We start from the raw sequence: 18405 nt of genomic DNA, 5'->3' as shown, positions 1-18405 counted from the left end.
TCGCAAAGTCAATCAGCCTCAAGCTGAATGAATCAGCTTGTTCACCGCCGCCAGCAAGCTGGTCCCCGAGGCGGTGATAAAGCGCGCCCCGGCCGCTTCGGCTTCCTTGCCGTAGCTGGCGACGGTATCTTTGCTGCAATAGACGATCACCGGCAGGTCCGGCATGGCTTGCCGCACGTCGCGCACCGTGCGCACGCCGGCGTCCTTGACGCGCTGGCCGCCTTCCAGGCGCGCCATGTCGGTGATCAAGAGGGCGTACTGGTTCTTTTGCAGCAGGCTCAGGGCTTGCGCCAGCGACTGCGCCAGGTCGACCTTGATGTTTTCGCGCGCCAGCTGTTCCACCAACAAGGTGTTGTTGCGCGGATGGTCGTCCAGCCACAGCACGCGCGCGGGCGGCTTTTGCGCCGTCGGCAGGCCGGCCAGCGTGGCCACGGCCGGCTGGCCATCGTCGGCAGTGCGCGCCAGCAGCAGCTGGGTCACCGCTTCCTGCAGGTCTTCCAGCGACTTCTGCTGCAAGCGGCTCAGCTCCGCCACTTCGATTTCCCTGCCGCTTTCCAGCCTGACCGACTCGTACTTGACCAAGGTGTCGGCACGCTTGATCATGATGGACAGGTAAATCCGCGTGAGCAGGTAGCCGATCAAAAAGCCGTGGACGGAAAAAAACAGCATCACGCCGCCCACCACCGCCCTGGCCGTGTCCATATCGATGGCCAGGCTGGGCGCGATAAAGGCGGCCACGCCCTGCGCCGTGGCGGGCAGGCTTTTCAATTCGATCAGGCCCACGCCGACGATGATCTTGGTCAGCCAGTCCGATACTTCCACCAGGTTGGAATTGATTTCCATCGGCGAGGGCGTGCCGATAAAAATGGTATTGCCGGCACCGGCCGCCGCTTCCATGGCGGCCGGCTCATCACTGCTGCGGCGCTTGCCATTGCTGCGCTCTTCCGCCGGCGGCGTATTGACGGTGCCCGACGGCAAGCTGCGCGGTATGCCGAACAAAAATCCCAGCAGCATGCCGCTGACGCAAAAGCCCAGGCTCCAGAGCAGGGCCGGCACCGCGTGGTAATACGGTGGAAACAGGGCGCCGGCCAGTACCGCCAACATGCCTGCCAGCAAAATCGACAGCAGGATATACGGCAATATATCGCGCTTGGCGGGGATAATGCGCCTGGCCGGCCTGGCCGCGCTGTCGGTCTGGTCCATGGTAGTTCCCTACTGGTCAGAAAAACAAAATTTTTGAATCCAGCAAGCAAGTTGCCGCGTATATTGATATTGCATGAGACACATTCGCAAGCCCGCTCTGACATCATAAAAACTGGAGACGACATGCATTTGAGAAAAAGCAAACTGGGGGCTGCTTGCCAGCTGACGCTGCTGTGCATGGCCGGCCAGGCGCTGGCTCAATCCGATGGTGCGCCGGCCGACGAGGCGCGCACCGTGCGCGTGGCCGGCCATTACGATAACGCCGTCGGCACTTCGGATGCGGCCAGCCAGGGCGTCATCACTACTGATTTGATTGTCAACCGACCGGCGTTGCGCACGGGCGAACTGCTTGAATTCGTTCCCGGGCTGATCGTCACCCAGCACAGCGGCGACGGCAAGGCCAACCAGTATTTCCTGCGCGGTTTTAACCTGGATCACGGCACCGATTTCGCCACCTTTGTCGACGGCATGCCCGTCAATATGCGCACGCATGCCCACGGCCACGGCTATTCCGACCTCAATTTCCTGATTCCGGAACTGGTGCAGCGCATCGATTACAAGAAGGGGCCGTATTTTGCGGGCGAGGGCGACTTCGCCTCGGCCGGCGCGGCGCGCATCCGGCTGATGGACAAATTGCCGCAAGGCATGGCCAGCCTGTCCGTGGGCCAGCATGGCTATGCGCGTGGCGTGCTGGCCGATTCGGTGGCCGCCATGCAGGGCACCTTGCTGTACGGCCTGGAACTGAACCGCAACGACGGCCCCTGGGACAGTCCCGAGCGCGTGCGCAAATACAGCGGCGTGCTGCGTTACAGCCAGGGCACGCAGGATGACGGTTTCAATGTCACCGCCATGGCGTACAGGAACAGCTGGAACGCCACCGACCAGGTGCCGCTGCGCGCGGTCGAGTCCGGCGTGATTGGCCGCTACGGCGCGCTGGACCCCAGCGACGGCGGCGATACCAGCCGCTACAGCCTGGCCTACGCCCTGCGCAAGCGCACGGACAACCGCCTGTTCGAATTCGACGCCTATGTGATCCGCTCGCAGCTGGACCTGACCAGCAATTTCACCTACTTCCTGGCCGATCCTGAACTGGGCGACCAGTTCCAGCAGAGCGAGCGGCGCACGGTGGCGGGCGTGAATGCCAGTGCCAGCTGGAATACCGAGCTGGCCGGCTTTGCCATGCGCAACAAGGTCGGCCTGCAGGCGCGCCATGACAGGCTGTCGCCGGTCGGCCTGTATGGCACCCAGGACAGGGTGCGGCACAGCACGGTACGCGAAGACCGGGTGCGCGAGGGCAGCGTGGGCCTGTACGCGGAAAACAGCACGCAATGGCTGCCGTGGCTGCGCTCGGTGGCGGGACTGCGCCATGACGCCTACCGTTTCAATGTGGCCAGCAGTATCGCCGGCAATAGCGGCAAGGCCAGCGACGGCATCACCTCGCCCAAGCTGTCCTTGATTTTCGGGCCGTGGAGCAAGACGGAGTTCTTCGCCAATGCCGGCAAGGGTTTCCACAGCAATGACGCGCGCGGCACCACGCAGACGCGCTTGCCCGACGGCACGGCGTCTGCGCCCGTCACGCCGCTGGTCGCCACCCGCGGCATGGAACTCGGTGCGCGCACGGAATGGCTGCCGGGACTGCAAAGTTCGCTGGCGCTATGGCGCCTCGACATCGATTCGGAGCTGCTGTTTGTCGGCGACGCCGGCGAGACCGAACCGAGCCGCGCCAGCCGCCGCCACGGCATCGAATGGAACAACCACTATATTGCCGCGCCCTGGCTGCTGTTCGACCTGGACCTGGCCGCCTCGCGCTCGCGCTATACGGAGCAGGACCCGGCTGGCAACTTCATTCCCGGCTCGATCGACAAGGTGGCCTCGTTCGGCGTCACCCTGACCGACCAGGGCCCATGGTCGGCCGCCTTCCAACTGCGCTACTTCGGCCCGCGCCCGCTGGTGGAAGACAATAGTGTGCGCTCCGCCTCGACCACCCTGGCCTATGCGCGCCTCGGTTACCAGCTCAACCGCCAGACCCGCGTCTCGCTCGATGTGTTCAACCTGTTCGACAAGCGAGCCAGCGACATCGATTACTACTACGCGTCGCGCCTGCCCGGTGAAGCTGCGGAAGGAGTGGAGGACCGGCATTTTCATCCGGTCGAACCGAGGTCGGTACGCTTGACCCTGGCTTACGCTTTCTAGCAATATTGCTCTGCTACACTGCGGGCATGACAGATCATTCAGTACAAACCAGCAAATTTCTTTCTCTTGTATTGCGCCATGCGCCCGAGACCATCGGCTTGACCCTGGACGCCAACGGCTGGGCCGATATTGCCCAGCTGCTGGCGCAGGCGGCCAGCCACGGCAAAACCATCTCGCGCGCACAGCTCGATGAAGTGGTGGCGAACGACAGCAAGACGCGCTACGCCGTCAGCATGGATGGCCTGCGCATCCGCGCCAACCAGGGTCACTCGTTGGCGACCGTCGACATCGCCTTGCCGCCGGCGATACCGCCAGCCGTGCTGTACCACGGCACGGCCAGCCGCTTTGTCGAGTCCATCCGCGAGCAGGGCCTGCGCGCCGGCAGCCGCAACCATGTGCACCTGTCGGCCACCGAAGATACCGCCGTCAACGTCGGCAGCCGCCACGGCAAGCCGGTGGTGCTGGCGGTCGACACGGCCGCCATGCAGGCGCAGGGCCATGTGTTTTATCTGGCGGCGAATGGGGTGTGGCTGACCGACGCCGTGCCGGCAGCGTTTATCTCGTTCCCCTGATTCAGATATCGAGCTTGCGTTCGCTCATCCACTTGACGATGGCCGGGTCGCGGTGCGAGAAAAAGCTGCTGGCGCCGGTTTCCAGGGTGGCGATGGCGGCCATGTCCGCTTCGTCGAGGCTGAAGTCGAACACGGCCAGGTTTTCGGCCATGCGTTCCGGGCGCACGGTCTTGGCCAGTACGGCGATGCCGCGCAGTAGCAGGTAGCGCAGCACCACCTGGCCCACGGATTTGCCATGTTTGGCGGCAATCGTCAGCAGTACCTCATTCTGGAACAGATTGTTGCGGCCTTCCGCGAATGGCGCCCAGGCCTGGGCCTGCACGCCGTGCTCCTGCATGAAGGCCATGCTGCCGGCCTGCTGGTGGTAGGGGTTGACTTCGATCTGGTTGACGGCCGGGGCGATCTCGTTGAAGGCGATCAGGTCCATCAGGCGGTCGGTGTGAAAGTTGCTTACGCCGATGGCGCGCAGCTTGCCGGCCCGGTACGCATCCTGCATCGCGCGCCACGAACCGTGCACGTCGCCGAACGGCTGGTGTATCAAGAACAGGTCCAGGTAGTCCAGCTGCAAACGTTGCAAGGACTGTTCGATGGCGTTCTGGGTGTTCACATAGCCCGTGTCCTGCACCCACAGCTTGCTGGTGATAAACAATTCCTGGCGCGCGATGCCGCTGTTGCGCAGTCCCTTGCCGACGGCCGCCTCGTTCATGTACGACGCCGCCGTGTCGATCAGGCGGTAGCCGCTGTTGACGGCGTCGATCACGCTGCGCTCGCATTCCTGCGGATCGGGAATCTGGAATACGCCAAAGCCCAGCACGGGCATGATGATTCCGTTATTCAAGGTGACATGCTGCATGGCGGGCTCCTGCGATTGGTGGCGATGGCAGACAGTCTAGCGGCGTGGGCGGCATTTGATTAGCCGCCGGCAGCGGGATGGACTTATAAGCCCGGCTAATCAATGGTGCAGCCAAGCTGCGCCGTCTGCATCCATCGTCAGGCGCTGATCAGTTTAATATCGGCAATTCTCTCCACCAGCCAGACGGCCGCCACCAGCGCAATCGCCAGCGAGCCCCAGGTGAACAACTGGCGGTAAAACCAGCTCTTGCGCAGCCACCAGGCCAGCGGCAGGAACACGGCGACGATGGCCAACTGGCCGATCTCGACGCCCACGTTGAAGCCGAACAGGCTGCTGACCAGGGCCGATTGCGGCAAGCCCAGGTCGCGCAGCACGCTGGCAAAGCCGAAACCGTGGATCAGGCCGAACAAGAACGCCGCCACCGGCCGCCTGCCGCGAAACAGCGGATAAAGATTGTTCAGCGCGGCCAGCACCACCGAGGCGGCAATCGCCGACTCGACCCAGCGCGAGGGCAAGGAAACCAGCGACAGGCTGGCCAGGGTGAGGGTAATGGAGTGGGCCAGCGTAAAGGCGGTGACGACTTTGAGCACGTCGACAAAGGCGGCGCGCAAGCTGGCCTGCTGCTCGCGCAGTCCCGGCAACAACACGGCCGGCAGCAGCAACGACAATAAGAACAAAATATGGTCGGTACCGATCCAGATATGCCAGATCCCATGCTTCACGTACGCGCCGAACTGCGCCAGCCGGTCCGGCGCGGCCATCGACAAGCTCTGGCGCGGGCTGTCGGGGTCGAAAATCGCCGTCTGCGTCTCGCCATCGTGCGTCAGCTTCAGCAGGCCCTTGTGCTGCGGGTCGAGGTCGGCGAACAGGGTGTAGCCGATATCCAGGCTGGCGGGCGCGGCGGTGCCGGGGCAGGCGGCCGTAAAACGCAGCACGCTGTAGGCGCCGTCCGTGTGATGGTCGATCAGCTGTTCGCCCGCCTGCACGGTGCACGCTCCCTCGGTGGTGGCGATATGCAGGCGCTGCAGTGCATACGCTGCAATCGCCTGGTGGCGCGCGCGGATCTCGTCCCAGGTCAGCTGGCCGTCGCCATTGCCATCGAGGCCGATGGCGAAATCGAGGTCGCGCAGGGCGATATCCCATTGGCCGGTGATTTGCTGGCCCTGCACGGTAATGGCCAGATAACTGTCGCTGGGCTTGTGCGCCTGCGCCGGGGAACACCAGGCGCACAGCAGAACGATGAAGACAATCAAGCGGGCGTTCACAGGGCACCCGCTTTCCGTGCCAGTGCCTGCAGCGCCACGTCTTCCACCTTGTGCGCGGCTATCCAGTCGAGCACCGGTTTGGCGGCGGCGCGGTCGCGCGCCATCACGGCCGCTTCCAGCAGGATGCGCATGTCGGCCGCCTCCTTCTGGATGGCCCAGTTTTTTTGCGCCAGCAGCAGGGCGCCGGCACTATCGCGCTGCAGGAACAAGGCAAAACGCGCCTGTTCGCGCTGGTGCACGGTGTCGCCGCGCTGCATGGCGGCGTTGAAGCGGGCCGCCAGCTCGGCGGTGGCCGCCTTTAACGGTGCGTCCTGGTTCTGCACTGCCTGCATGGCCAGCGCCTGGCGCAGCAGCAGGGCGTCGATACGCTGCTGGTCTTTCAACAAGGTGATGACCTCGGGGGCGCGCCGCTGGTCCAGTAAAAAGTCGCTGTAGGCGCCCAGCAGATAGCTGTCGCGCGGCTGCTGCGCCAGCGCCTGCCTGAAGCGCGCCTCGGCCAGCGTGGCATCGCCACGGCGCGCGGCCATTTCGGCCAGCAGGCTCAAGGCCCAGTGTTCCAGTTCGGGCGCGGTGCCGGCGCTGCGCTGGAGCGTGAGATCTAATAGTTGCTCGCTTTTCGCGGCGCGGCCCGTCACGCCCGCCACATTGGCGATGCAGGTGACGGTCACCAGTTGCGTGGCGAGCGCAGATAGCCGGGCGCAGCTGGCCGTGGCTTTTTCGTAGTCGCCCTGCACCGTCAGCACGGTGGCGCGCGTCAGCCAGGCCTGGGCATTCGCCGGTTCTTGCGCGATGACCGCGTCGAGGTCTTGCAGGGCCTCATCGAAATGGTGGGTGCTTTGCAGGATGGTGGCGCGCAGCAGGCGCACCGGCACGGGCGGCGCGGCTTGCCGCCACCAGGGGGCCAGCGCCGCCTGCGCATAGCCCAGATAGCGCGGATCGGTCTCGCTGCGCGACAGGCCGATATAGCGCTGCGCCAGGCTGGTGGCCAGCGCCAAGTCCTGGGGCCGGCTGCTTAGCTGCGCGCGCAGGCTGCGCAGTTCGCTTTGGGTGGTGTCCGCGCGGCGCGGCAGTTGTTCGATGACGGCATTGCCGTCCTTGGGAATATACGGCGCGGCGTGCGCGATGTTGGCCAGGGTAAAAAACAGCAAGAACAATTTTCTCATCAGCGAGGGCTCCGGGCCTGCGGTCGGGTGATACGGGCCGCCAGAGCAATGCTCCCGCGGCCCGCCGGTGCTGCTTACAATGCTACCGGTTCCTTGTCTTCCGGCGAGGTGGCGACGATGGCGTCGATGCTGACGCCTTCCTTGTCCTCGCTGGTGGTCAGGATGAGATTGCTGACGGCCACGTAAAACGTGTCGAGCAGGGCCACCGGTGGCGGATTGACGCCGCCGCTGCCACTGTCGTCATGGTGGCTGCTGTGTCCGCCACCGCAGCCGGCTATCAGCGCCGTTACCGCCAGCGCGCCCATCAAGCTGAGCTTTTTCATGTCGTACTCCTTACAGTTGTGGCGAGCCGGCGATCGGGGTTTTCAGGTAAGGAAAACCGGCCGTGAACGATGTTTCGTCCAGGAAGGCGCCGTCCGTGAAGTGCAGGCCGCCAGCCGGTGCATCGGCCGGTACGCAGCCGATATTCAGGGTGCACAGCTTGCCCATCGCCACGCGCAGCACCACGTCGACCACGTCGTCGCCAGGACGGCGGCCGTTCGGGAAGCCCGCATTGTCGCCGCCGATCACGCCCAGGCGGTTTTGCGCGCCGACGCCGGTGGCCGCGATCGAGGTGTTCAAGCGCAGCATTTCCGAGGCCGTGACGGTGGTCGGCTGGTTCACGCCCTTGATGCCGGTCAGGAACGTCGCCACCAGGTCATTGCGCGGGAAGTTGGTGGGCGCCTTGGCGCCGGCCGAACCGAACAGCACTTCGACCAGGGCCGGTGCGGTCGGGTTGGTCACATAGTCGGCAAACTGCGCATCGCCCGACGGTTTGCTGGCATTGAAACGGTCCTTGTCCTTCAGGCCGATCACCAGTTCATTCACCAAAGGCATGCCCAGGCGCGATACCTGGACCCAGGCGCCGCCTTCTTTCGACGCGGTGGTGGTGGTCCCCGGCGCAGGGTTGAGCAGACGGCCCTGGCGCAGGCTGGCCGTGGTCCAGCCGCCGATGACGGGGTCGGCGCCGGCCGTCAGGCACGAGGTCGGCACTTCCATTTCGATGGCGGTGACGTTTTTCTTGGCCAGGTCATCCTTGGTGGCCGACTCCGCATTCGCGGCGAACTCGGTGGCGGGCGCCTTGATATTGATCAGGTCAAACGTTTCGCCCAGGTTCACCACGAACGGGTCCTTGCGCTGGCCGACGAACATGCGGGCCGGCGTGGCGCAGCCGGGAATATTGACGGCATACACGTGCTGGGCCGCATAGGCCGCGTAGTTGGGGATGGACTTGTTGCCGATATTGTCGATGGGCTTGTCGAAGGTGGTGCCGCCGCCGCTGGCATTGGTAACCGCCGTGCGGGTGCCGCTGCGCCGGTCGCCGCGCACCACGGTGACGCTGTAGGTCTCGCGCACGTTCAGGCCGGCCGGGTTGACGGTGTCGATGGCGCCGCCGTTGATGGCCAGTGGAATCGAGACTTTCTTGCCGCCGACGGTGAACTGGGCGTCCTTGATGGTGTTGGTGAAGCGGAACTGGAAGGTGATGTCTTCCTTGCCGTCGCCGTTGTTATCGATATGGATTTCGTACAGGGCCTGCGGGTCCATGGTGAAATAGTTCGGGCCGCCATAGGCGTCCTGCAGCGGCACATAGTCGGCCACCAGGGTGGTGTAGGCGCCGCGGCCCGCTTCATAGCTGCGGAACATATAGAAGTCGGTGGCGTCGACCTTGGGGTTTTGCGTGATGAACGGTGCTTCGCGGTGGCTGGAAGCGAAGGCCGATGGCGCAAACGCCATGGCCAACAGATTGCCGAGGATGGCGGCGCCCAGTGCGGTTTTCGATTGCATTAAAGACATGTCGATTCTCCCTGAATTGTTATACGCAAGAGCAATACTTCAATGAACTACAGAGCTGCCTGACTTGTACGGATGGCAAACGTGACCGGATTCAAATTCTTGCAATTTTTTTCGGGAAGAATCGGCATCCATCGATTTCCGGGACTGGCAGGCGCCCATCCAATCTACGCGTTTCTTCCAGTGCAACAAAAATAAATATTTCGGCGACAAGAAATAATGGCAGTCTGGCCATGATTCAAGGCAGCCGCGAGCATGTGACGGGCAGGAGCTGGCATGCGCGCACAGGATGGCGCGGCGCAGCGGGTGGGAATGCGTGAGTTTGTCGCTATGGAGTCGATAGGCGGCGACCGCCGCCCGGCACGATTGTTACCAGGCCAGCACTTTGGGACCCAGCAGGGCGCCGATGGCGCCTGGTGCCAGCATGCCCAGCACATACCAGACGCCGACAAAGCTGGCGGCCATTTCCGGGCAATGCAGACAATACACGAGGGCGGCCGTGCTGCCGGCGGCAAAGCCGGCGGCCGCGCCCGCCAGGCGCAAACGGGTGGGCGCCAGCTGGCGCATGGCGCGCAGCACGGCGGCCAGCATCGGCAGCGACAGCATGGCGATCAGCAACGGGCAGCTGCGCCAGGTGGCGCCCCAGAACAGCTCGGCGCGCTGCTCCGGCGCCGCCGTGGCGACGGTGACGGCGCCCAGCGCCCATATCAGCAGCAGGGGCAGGGCGAGCCAGGGCAGCAGGCTGCGGGTATTCGCGCCAGGCAGGCCCAGGCGGCGGCTCGCATGCCAGGCCGCCAGGCAGACGGCGGCCACAAAGCCGACCTTGATCCAGAAGTCCGGCCGCAGCGCCAGTTGCGCCAGGTTGGGCCGCACGCCAAGCAAACCGGCCATCAGGGCCACGCTGGCCAGCAGGCCCGCGCCCAGGGTGGCGGCGGTGCGCCAGCGCGCGCCCGGCGGTGCGGTGGCGGCCACGTCGGGTCCGCTGGCCAGCATGGCGATCAAGTCATCGGTTTTCATGTCGTTGTCATCCTTAAATTGGCTGCCAGCGCCTTCAGGCCGCGATGCACGGCCACCTTGACGCTGGCTTCCGATATGCGCATGGCGCCGGCCGTCTCGCGCACGGACCAGCCGTCGAGCTTGGTATGCACGATGGCGTCGCGCTGCTGCGCCGGCAGGGTGGCCAGCAGCCTGGCCAGGTCGCGGCTGGCCTCGGCCGCGTCCCCGTCGGCGCTGGAAAACAGCGCCTGCGCATCGTCGTCCTCGTCATATGGCGTATGCAGCGCATCGCGCCGCGCGTGCCGGCGCAGCCAGTCGATCAGCTTGTAGCGGGCGATCGCATGGATCCACGACGTCAGCGGCACGCCCGTATCGTAGGTCAGGCGCTGGTTGTGGATGGCCAGCAAACATTCCTGCACCAGGTCTTCCACCTCGTCCGGCCAGCGCTGCAGGCGCCGGCGAAAATAGGCGCGCAAATGGGCGCTGGTCGCCTGCAAAAAGCCGCGATACGCCTGTGCATCGCCATCGAGTCCGCGCAGCATCAGGCCATGCAGGCGCAATTCGGTGCCGTGCAGTTGCTCACTGACAGGTATTCGTTGCATGGAGGCCTTTGGTGACAGGCGGTGGAAAATATTTTTAAAAAGAGTGACAGGGCCTGTAACCAATCCAGCTGCCGTGGCGAATTGACGGGCAAGCACGCTTCTTTTTTAATATAACGGTTACTCATCATGAATATCAAGCACCGCCTGGCAGCAACTGTTGTACCCATCCTGCTGTCGGCCATGGCGGCGCAGGCGGCCGCCGCGCCGCGCTGCGAAGTGGCCAGCGGCCCCCGCACGGCGGCGCTGGTGGAACTGTACAGCAGCGAAGGCTGCTCCAGCTGCCCGCCCGCCGACCAGCGCCTGAACGCCTTGCGCAAGGAAGCCGGTGCGGCCGGTCTGGTGGTGCCGCTGGCCCTGCATGTCACCTACTGGGACCGCATCGGCTGGGCCGATCCGCTGGCGCAGCCGCCGTTCGACGCACGCCAGGCCGACTTGCTGCGTGACCAGCCTCGCCACGTGGCGTACACGCCGCAGTTTTTTGTCGGCGGCAAGGAGGTGCGCGGCTGGGATGCGCAGTTGCCGGCCGCCATTGCCCGCATCAATGCGACGCCCGCCGCCGTCAATCTGCGCCTGTCGGCCATGCCGGGGCAGGACGGCAAGCTGCTGCTCGAAGCGCACGCGGCCGCCGTCGATGGACGCACCGGCGGCAAGTTGTACCTGGCCGTCAGCGAAAGCGGCATCGTCTCGCAAGTGCTGCGTGGCGCGAACCGCGGCGCCACCCTGCGCCATGACGCGGCCGTGCGGCTATGGCTGGGGCCGGTGCCGCTGGACCAGGGCCGCGCCAGCCTGCGCCGCGAAGTACGCCTGCCACCGGGCTGGCGCCAGGACCGGCTGCAGGCGGTTGCATTTGTCCAGCAAGTCGAAGGCAGCACCATCTTGCAAGCCGTCGGCATGACGCCCTGCGCGCGGGGAGCGCTGTGATGGCCGCCCATGCCGCAAGTGGCGCCGTGATACACCCCGCCTGGCTGCGCCTGACGCACTGGCTCAATGCGATGGCCGTGGTGCTGCTGGCCGCCAGCGGCTGGCGCATTTATAACGCGGCGCCGTTCTTTCCGTTTGAACTGCCGCGCGCGCTCACCCTGGGTGGCTGGCTGGGCGGCGCGCTGCAATGGCATTTCGCCGCCATGTGGCTGTTGCTTGCCAACGGCGCGCTGTATCTGCTCATCAATATCGCCACCGGACGGCTGCGTCGCCAGTTCTTTCCCCTGTCGCCAGGGGCACTGCTGCGGGACATGTCCGCCGCGCTGCGGGGCAAGCTGGCCCATGCTGATCCGCGCCATTACAACATGGTCCAGCGCGCCGCCTATCTGTTCGTCATGCTGGACTGCGTGCTGCTGGTGCTGTCTGGACTGGTGCTGTGGAAATCGGTGCAGTTTCCTCTGCTGCGCGAGCTGCTGGGTGGCTACGAGAGCGCGCGCCGCGTGCATTTTTTCGCCATGGCGGCGCTGGTGGGCTTTGTGGTGGTGCACCTGGTGATGGTGGCGCTGGTGCCGCGCACCTTGCTCGCCATGCTGCGCGGACGTTAGGAGTCACACATCATGAAAAAAACCATTATCGTGCACCAGCAAGGCCAGGCCATGCTGGCCGACGCCCTGCGCCAGGTCGCGCAACCGTCGCGGCGGCAATTCCTGCAGCGCAGCCTGAGCCTGGGCGGCCTGTCCTTGCTGACTGGCTGCAATATCAGCGACCAGGCCAGCGTGGACGCCGCCCTGGCGACGGTGTCGCGCTTCAATGACCGGGTGCAAGGCTGGCTGTTCGACCCGTCCAGGCTGGCGCCGACGTATCCCGATTCCATGATCACCCGGCCGTTCCCGTTCAATGCCTATTACGGCGAGGATGACGTGGAGCAGGTCGACGGTGACGCCTGGCGCCTGGAATTGAGTGGCCTGGTGGCGAACAAAAAGCCATGGGGCCTGCCGCAACTGCGCGCCTTGCCGCAGCAGACGCAGGTCACGCGCCATATCTGCGTGGAAGGCTGGAGTGCCATCGGCAAGTGGGGCGGCGTGCCGTTCGCCCATTTCCTTGATCTGGTCGGCGCCGACAAGACGGCGAAATACATCGGCTTCAAGTGCGCCGACGACTACTTCACCAGCATCGACATGGCCACCGCCCTGCATCCGCAAACCATCATGGCGCTGAGCTGGGACGGGCAGCCGCTGCCGCCCAAGTACGGTTATCCCATGAAGCTGCGCATGCCGACCAAGCTTGGCTACAAGAATCCCAAGCATGTGCAGGCCATTTTCGTCACCAATACCTATCCGGGAGGGTATTGGGAAGACCAGGGTTATAACTGGTTTGGCGGTTCCTGACAGTTTTTCAGCATTACCGGCAGTAGAAACGGCAGCACCTGCAGCAAACCCGGGCATTCGCCCATCCAACCTCGAGACAAGGAATTATCATGAAAACCACCATCACCGCCATTATCGCCACCGCCATCTTCATGTCGGGCGCCGCCCTGGCCCAGGATGCCATGAAGAAAGACCCGATGGCGAAAGATGCCTCGGCCGACGCCATGCTCAAGGACGCCATGCACAAGGACGGCATGGGGAAAGACGGCATGGCCAAGCCGATGCCGAAGAAGCACATGAAAAAAGATGCCATGGCCAAGGACGGCATGATGAAAAAAGATGAAATGAAAAAAGACGAGATGAAGAAGGATGGCATGGCCAGATAAGCGGCCATTGCTATTGCGGCCGGCAACAGCCATCGTGACAGCGGCACCGGGCAGGGTGTAGACTGGCAAGCCCTCGATCTTCTTCATGCCAGGCCATGACTGATACGCCCGCCGCAGCGCTTGTTTCGATATCCGCCACCGCGGGTGCGGAAAAATCCATGCGCCGGCGCTCGCTGTTTGCCGCCTGCGGCGCGCACGCCGTGCACGACGGCCTGACGGATGCGATCTATGTCCTGCTGCCGCTGTGGCAGGCCCAGTTTGCCCTCAGTTACGCCATGGTGGGGCTGTTGCGCGCATCGTATTCGGGCATGATGGCCGGTTTCCAGCTGCTGGCCAGCCGCCTGGCCAAGCGCTGGGGACGCGAACGCATGCTGGTGGCGGGCACGGCGCTGGCGGGCCTGGCCTATCTGCTGGCGGGGCTGGCCGGTGGCCTGGCGGTATTGCTGCTGGCGCTGCTGCTGGGCGGCCTGGGCGCCAGCGTGCAGCATCCGCTGGCCTCGTCGATCGTCACCGACACGCACGAGGCGGGCGGCGGCGTGAAGGAGGCGCTGTCGCAATACAATTTCGCCGGCGATATCGGCAAGACCCTGATCCCGGCCCTGGTCGGCTTGCTGCTGCTGGTATGCAGCTGGCAGGCCAGCGTCGGCCTGCTGGGGCTGCTGGGCCTGGCCGCCGCCGCCTTGCTGTGGTGGCTGTTGCCCAAGCCGGAAGAGCTGCGGGCCAGCCAGCAAGCCGTGCGCAAAGCCATCGCCGGCAAGGATGCCCGGGGCGGCTTTCATGCGCTGCTGGCGACCGGCACGCTCGACAGCGCCGTGCGCATGGGTTTTCTCACCTTTCTGCCATTCCTGCTGAAAAGCAAGGGCGCCGGCACGGCGGGCATCGGCGTGGCTTTGTCGCTGCTGTTCGTCGGCGGTGCTTTCGGCAAGTTGCTGTGCGGCTATCTGGAGGCGCGCATCGGCATGATGAAGACCGTCTGGCTGACCGAATCGATGACGTCGCTGTTGATCGTGCTGGCGCTGTGGCTGCCGCTGGCCGCCATCATGGCCATGCTGCCCTTGCTGGGCCTGGCGCTGAACGGCACCTCGTCGGTGTTGTACGGCATGGTGCCGGAACTGGCCGCGCCCGGCAAGCGCGAGCAGGCTTTCGCCCTGTTCTATACGGGCAGCATTGGCGGCGGCGCGGTCGCGCCGGTGCTGTTCGGCGCGCTCGGCGACGCCACCGGTGTACCGCTGGCCTTGCTGGCGCTGGCCGCCATGTTGCTGCTGACCTTGCCGCTGGCCTGGCGCGTGCAACGGGATTTGCAGGCATGATGCCGGGCCCGTTTTTGATTTCCTTTCCTGATATGGTGGTTTTTGATGCGTAATTTGATGTGCAGCGCCGCGCTGCTGGCGCTTTTCTCTCCGGCCATGGCGGCCGGGGAAGAGACAACCCAGGTCTACTTCAGCAATGGCCAGCTGGAATATGTCGGCCCCATCAATCAAAAGGCGAACCAGCAGCTGATTGCGCTGTATGACAGCCTCGCGGCCAAGCCGGCCGTGCTGTCGATCCGCAGCCCTGGCGGCGAGGTCAATGCGGGCATGGACCTGGGCAGCTGGGTGCGCGCGCACAAGCTCAATGTCCGGGTGATGGAGTTCTGCCTGTCGTCCTGCGCCAATTACGTTTTCCCGGCGGGAATCGAAAAGATCGTCAGCAATTTCGCCATGATTGGCTACCACGGCGGGCCGGGGAAGCTCGAGAAACTGACTCTGGACGAGAGTGCCCGGAAGATCTATGACGCCTTGTCCGCCGAGGAACAGAAGGCGTTCATGGCGCAGATCGCCGGCATCAGCAGCCAGGGTGGCCGCCGCGAAGCGCAATATTTCGAGCAATTGGGCGTGCGCGCCGATATCAGCTCGCTGGGCCAGAACGAACGCTACGACCAATTCGTCAAGGCGAACCCGAATGCGGCGGGCTGGACCTATAGCCTGGACGACTTTGCCCGGCTGGGCGTGCGCGATATCTCGGTCATCAACCCGCCGTGGAAACCGGGCAGCGCCTCGCGCAAGATGGTGTTTGTGACGATCCCGGTCGACAGGCAATAGATGATCCTGCCGGGCTTGCCCGCCAGCGCATCCATCGTCTACACTCGCCGCATGAAAAATTTTGAAAAGCGGCGCGACCGCTATGAGCTGTTCAGCTCGTTTGAAAATCCCCTGGTCAATATCAATTTCCTGCTCGACGTGCCGGACTTCCGGCCCTGGTGCAAGGCGCGCCAGATTCCCGTGTTCCACTTTTTCCTGTATTGCGTGCTGAACACGGTCAAGCAAAGCGACAACTTCATGTACCGCATCCTGGACGGCGAAGTCATCAAGATCGATGACTTTCCCGCTTCCTACACCGTCATCAATGCGGACGACAACCTGAACTATACGCGCTTCGAGATGACGGACCAGCTCGACCTGTTTATCGCCCGCAGCCTGGACGCCAAGCGCATCGCCGAAGCTTCAGCCAAGCTGATCAATACCGGCGAAGGCGAGAGCGTGCGCGAGCAGCGCCACAATATCTTTATTACCAGCCTGCCGTGGCTCGACCTGCGCGCCATCGAGCACCCGGTCTACCGCCACGGCGACGCCGATATTCCGTGCATTAGCTGGGGCAAGTTTGGCCCGGGCGTCGATGGCCGCATGGCGGTGCCGTTTTCGGTGCAGGCCCACCACGGCTTTGTCGACGGCTACCATATCCAGAAGCTGGCGCAGGCGATCGCGCAGCGTATTGCCGGGCTGATCGCCTAAGGATTGTATGCGCTGGGCACCGTTCCCAGCACACGGCGAAATGCGGCCGTAAAGGCGCTGGGGCTGGCATAACCGAGGTCCAGCGCCACGCGGGTGACGGCCTGCCCGTCGGCCAGGCGCGCAATCGCCGCCAGCAGGCAGGCTTGCTGGCGCCACTGCGCAAAGCCGAGGCCCGTCTGGGCGCGGAACAGGCGGGTAAAAGTGCGCCGGCTCATGCCGGCCGTATTCGCCACGGCATCGAGGTCGTCATGCAGATGGGGCTGCTGAAGCAGGCCGGTGCACAGGCGCGCCAGCCGCGCATCGTGCGGCAGCGGCGCATTCAACGGCAGCGCCGGCATGGCGGCAATTTCATCGAGCAGCAAGGCCATCAGCCGGCCCGCGCGCGAGTCCGGCGCGTACAGCGGATCTGTTCTGACCGCTTCATCGAGCAGCTGGCGCAATAGCGGCGTGGTGTCGAGCACCCGGCAGCCTGACGGTAGCCGGAGCCTGGCGATGGCGGCTGCGTCGGCAAAAACATTCAGCATGGTCACCTGGCCATGCATGCGCATACCGTGTTCCATGCCCGGCGGCAGCCAGCAGGCGCCGCGCGGCGGTACCAGCCAGTTGCCTTCCGGCGTATGCACGCTGATGGCGCCGCTGGCCGCACAGGCAAACTGGCCGCGCGCATGCCGGTGCCTGGGAAACTGCGTGCCGGCCGCATGGTCTCGCCTGCTTGCGATCAGTTCGCGTGGCACTTCCGTATAAAAATCGCTCATGGCCCAAACTCTACAGTATTTGACCTTTTATCGGTAGCAGGCCGACGTTGTCGCCCTTACCATCGTCGATTTGAAAGGCAATCATATGGTCAACACCTATCACCGCTACGGCAAGGGCGCGCACGCCGTGATCGTGCTGCACGGCTGGTTTGGCGACGCGCGGGCGTTTGCCCCGATGGAAGCGGGGCTGGACGGTCATCGATGCAGCTATTTCTTCATGGACAGCCGTGGCTATGGCTGCATGCGCGGCGCGGCCGGCGACTGCACCATCGAGGAAATCGCGCGCGATGCGCTGGCGCTGGCGGACAGCTTGGGCCTTGCCACCTTCAGCGTGATCGGCCACTCGATGGGCGGCATGGCGATGGAAAGGCTGGCGCTGCTGGCCCCGGGGCGCTTGCGCCAGCTGGTGGCGCTTGCGCCGGTGCCCAGTTGCGGCGTGGCGTTTGACGACGCGGCGCGTGCGCTGTTCATGGAGGCGGCCGGCAGCTTGCAGTCGCGGCGGGCAATCATCGACCGCAGCACGGGTGGGCGTTTATCGGCGGCCTGGCTGGACTGGAAAGCTGGCTACTCCTGGGCCAGCGCCGACCCGGCCGCGTTTGCCAAGTATTTTCTCGCCTGGAGCGACACGGATTTCAGCGGAGAAGTCAAACAGGCCAGGCTGGACTTTCCCTTGCTGGCGCTGGTGGGGCGGCACGACCCGCGTTTCGATGCGGCCCTGATGCGCCGCACTTATCTGGCGTGGTACCCGCAAGCGAGGCTGGAGGTGCTGGACAACGCGGGCCACTATCCGATGAATGAAACCCCGCTGGCGCTGGCGGCCAGCATCGAGGCGTTCCTGGGCGATTAAGCCGCTTTGCTGCGCAGGCGCAACAAACTCAGGCCCAGCAGCACGAAGGCGCCGCCCGAGATGCGGTTGAACAGCCTGGCGCGGCCGGGGCTGGCCAGCTGGCTTTTCAGCAGGCGCGCCAGGGTGGCGTAGAACAGATGGGCCAGCATGGCGCAGGCGACAAACGAGGTGGTCAGCACGGCGAACTGGATGCCGACCGGCTCGCCTGGCGTAATAAATTGCGGAAACAGGGCCGAGAAGAACAGGATGGCTTTCGGATTCGTCAGCGCCACTGTCAGGCCCTGGCGGAACAGTTTCCAGTTCGAATACGGATTGGCCGCGCGCGGCTGTTGAGAGACTTCGGCCGCGGCGACAATGCTGGTCTTGCTGCGCCATTGCCTGATGCCCAGGTAGACCAGGTACAGGGCGCCAGCCAGTTTCAGCAGCATGAAGGCGGTGGCCGAGGTAGCCAGCACCACGCCCATGCCGGCCATTGCCACGCCGGAAATAATGAACAGTCCCACGCCATTGCCCAGGCTGCTGACCATGGCGCGGCGCGGGCCGACGGCGATCGCATTCGAGATGGCCAACAGCACGGCCGGGCCGGGCGAAAACGTGACAAGCAGGGCAACGCCGCAAAACAGCAGCCAGTTCGAGAAATGCATGGGATACCTGAAGGAAAAATCGGCCAGCCCCTATTGT

The 18405-nt window shown here is 64.5% G+C and carries 20 protein-coding genes; 10 read left to right on the top strand and 10 right to left on the bottom strand.

Annotated elements, in window-relative coordinates; all coding sequences use genetic code 11:
• Nucleotides 1–18: 18 nt before the first annotated feature.
• The gene (locus tag Q8L25_RS21820; RefSeq protein ID WP_308921391.1) at nucleotides 19–1203 is read right to left on the bottom strand and encodes a response regulator; all 1185 of its coding nucleotides are present in this window, start codon (nucleotides 1201–1203) and stop codon (nucleotides 19–21) included.
• Nucleotides 1204–1326: 123 nt separating this feature from the next.
• Between Q8L25_RS21820 and Q8L25_RS21815 the strand changes: the two genes are divergently transcribed.
• Nucleotides 1327–3396 carry a TonB-dependent receptor domain-containing protein gene (locus Q8L25_RS21815; protein ID WP_308921390.1) on the top strand — a complete coding sequence of 690 codons (2070 nt, stop codon included), beginning with the start codon at nucleotides 1327–1329 and terminating at the stop codon, nucleotides 3394–3396.
• A 26-nt stretch (nucleotides 3397–3422) separates the two neighbouring features.
• Entirely contained in the window at nucleotides 3423–3968 is a 546-nt protein-coding gene (locus Q8L25_RS21810; protein ID WP_308921389.1) for an RNA 2'-phosphotransferase, read from the top strand.
• A gap of 1 nt (nucleotide 3969) precedes the next feature.
• On the opposite strand, the gene Q8L25_RS21805 is transcribed toward Q8L25_RS21810, so the two are convergent.
• From Q8L25_RS21805 to Q8L25_RS21775, 7 genes are all read right to left on the bottom strand, one after another.
• Nucleotides 3970–4821, bottom strand: coding sequence for an aldo/keto reductase (locus Q8L25_RS21805; protein ID WP_308921388.1), 852 nt, complete (start codon nucleotides 4819–4821; stop codon nucleotides 3970–3972).
• 137 nt (nucleotides 4822–4958) lie between these two features.
• Complete coding sequence (locus Q8L25_RS21800; protein WP_308921387.1) at nucleotides 4959–6086, bottom strand: HupE/UreJ family protein; 1128 nt, start codon at nucleotides 6084–6086, stop codon at nucleotides 4959–4961.
• Nucleotides 6083–7249 carry a tetratricopeptide repeat protein gene (locus Q8L25_RS21795; protein ID WP_308921386.1) on the bottom strand — a complete coding sequence of 389 codons (1167 nt, stop codon included), beginning with the start codon at nucleotides 7247–7249 and terminating at the stop codon, nucleotides 6083–6085. The genes Q8L25_RS21800 and Q8L25_RS21795 overlap by 4 nt, the downstream gene beginning before the upstream one ends.
• 74 nt (nucleotides 7250–7323) lie before the next feature.
• Entirely contained in the window at nucleotides 7324–7572 is a 249-nt protein-coding gene (locus Q8L25_RS21790; protein ID WP_308921385.1) for a hypothetical protein, read from the bottom strand.
• Nucleotides 7573–7582: 10 nt separating this feature from the next.
• Nucleotides 7583–9082, bottom strand: a complete 1500-nt coding sequence (locus Q8L25_RS21785) for a DUF4331 domain-containing protein (protein WP_308921384.1) — start codon at nucleotides 9080–9082, stop codon at nucleotides 7583–7585.
• Nucleotides 9083–9448: 366 nt separating this feature from the next.
• Entirely contained in the window at nucleotides 9449–10096 is a 648-nt protein-coding gene (locus tag Q8L25_RS21780; RefSeq protein ID WP_308921383.1) for a DUF1109 domain-containing protein, read from the bottom strand.
• Nucleotides 10093–10677, bottom strand: a complete 585-nt coding sequence (locus Q8L25_RS21775; protein ID WP_308921382.1) for a sigma-70 family RNA polymerase sigma factor — start codon at nucleotides 10675–10677, stop codon at nucleotides 10093–10095. Before Q8L25_RS21775 ends, Q8L25_RS21780 begins: the two co-directional genes overlap by 4 nt.
• A gap of 126 nt (nucleotides 10678–10803) precedes the next feature.
• Here Q8L25_RS21775 and Q8L25_RS21770 point away from each other — a divergent pair, with 126 nt between their 5' ends.
• The 7 genes from Q8L25_RS21770 to Q8L25_RS21740 all read left to right on the top strand — a co-directional run bounded on the left by Q8L25_RS21770 (nucleotide 10804) and on the right by Q8L25_RS21740 (nucleotide 16122).
• Nucleotides 10804–11598: a DUF1223 domain-containing protein gene (locus Q8L25_RS21770; RefSeq protein ID WP_308921381.1), complete on the top strand. Its 795-nt coding sequence runs from the start codon at nucleotides 10804–10806 to the stop codon at nucleotides 11596–11598.
• Nucleotides 11598–12203, top strand: a complete 606-nt coding sequence (locus Q8L25_RS21765; protein ID WP_308921380.1) for a cytochrome b/b6 domain-containing protein — start codon at nucleotides 11598–11600, stop codon at nucleotides 12201–12203. The genes Q8L25_RS21770 and Q8L25_RS21765 overlap by 1 nt, the downstream gene beginning before the upstream one ends.
• A gap of 51 nt (nucleotides 12204–12254) precedes the next feature.
• Nucleotides 12255–12986, top strand: a complete 732-nt coding sequence (locus Q8L25_RS21760) for a molybdopterin-dependent oxidoreductase (protein WP_374694323.1) — start codon at nucleotides 12255–12257, stop codon at nucleotides 12984–12986.
• An 89-nt stretch (nucleotides 12987–13075) separates the two neighbouring features.
• On the top strand, nucleotides 13076–13351 hold the full coding sequence (locus Q8L25_RS21755; protein WP_308921378.1) for a pentapeptide MXKDX repeat protein: 276 nt from the start codon (nucleotides 13076–13078) through the stop codon (nucleotides 13349–13351).
• A 158-nt stretch (nucleotides 13352–13509) separates the two neighbouring features.
• Nucleotides 13510–14661: an MFS transporter gene (locus tag Q8L25_RS21750; RefSeq protein ID WP_308921377.1), complete on the top strand. Its 1152-nt coding sequence runs from the start codon at nucleotides 13510–13512 to the stop codon at nucleotides 14659–14661.
• A gap of 45 nt (nucleotides 14662–14706) precedes the next feature.
• Complete coding sequence (locus Q8L25_RS21745) at nucleotides 14707–15432, top strand: hypothetical protein (RefSeq protein WP_308921376.1); 726 nt, start codon at nucleotides 14707–14709, stop codon at nucleotides 15430–15432.
• Entirely contained in the window at nucleotides 15433–16122 is a 690-nt protein-coding gene (locus Q8L25_RS21740) for a CatA-like O-acetyltransferase (protein WP_308921375.1), read from the top strand.
• Here Q8L25_RS21740 and Q8L25_RS21735 read toward each other — a convergent pair.
• Nucleotides 16119–16877, bottom strand: a complete 759-nt coding sequence (locus Q8L25_RS21735) for a helix-turn-helix transcriptional regulator (protein WP_308921374.1) — start codon at nucleotides 16875–16877, stop codon at nucleotides 16119–16121. The two genes, Q8L25_RS21740 and Q8L25_RS21735, sit on opposite strands and share 4 nt — an antisense overlap.
• Before the next feature lie 85 nt (nucleotides 16878–16962).
• On the opposite strand from Q8L25_RS21735, the gene Q8L25_RS21730 reads away from it, so the two are divergent.
• On the top strand, nucleotides 16963–17724 hold the full coding sequence (locus Q8L25_RS21730; RefSeq protein WP_308921373.1) for an alpha/beta hydrolase: 762 nt from the start codon (nucleotides 16963–16965) through the stop codon (nucleotides 17722–17724).
• Here Q8L25_RS21730 and Q8L25_RS21725 read toward each other — a convergent pair.
• Entirely contained in the window at nucleotides 17721–18368 is a 648-nt protein-coding gene (locus Q8L25_RS21725; RefSeq protein ID WP_308921372.1) for a LysE family transporter, read from the bottom strand. The genes Q8L25_RS21730 and Q8L25_RS21725 overlap by 4 nt on opposite strands.
• Nucleotides 18369–18405 lie beyond the last annotated feature (37 nt).

Origin of the sequence: Janthinobacterium sp. J1-1 (genome assembly GCF_030944405.1) — a bacterium.
In the GTDB taxonomy this organism is placed as follows: domain Bacteria; phylum Pseudomonadota; class Gammaproteobacteria; order Burkholderiales; family Burkholderiaceae_D; genus Janthinobacterium.
The sequence above is the reverse complement of the archived record's forward strand: the minus strand, read 5'-3'. Positions and strand labels throughout refer to the sequence as shown.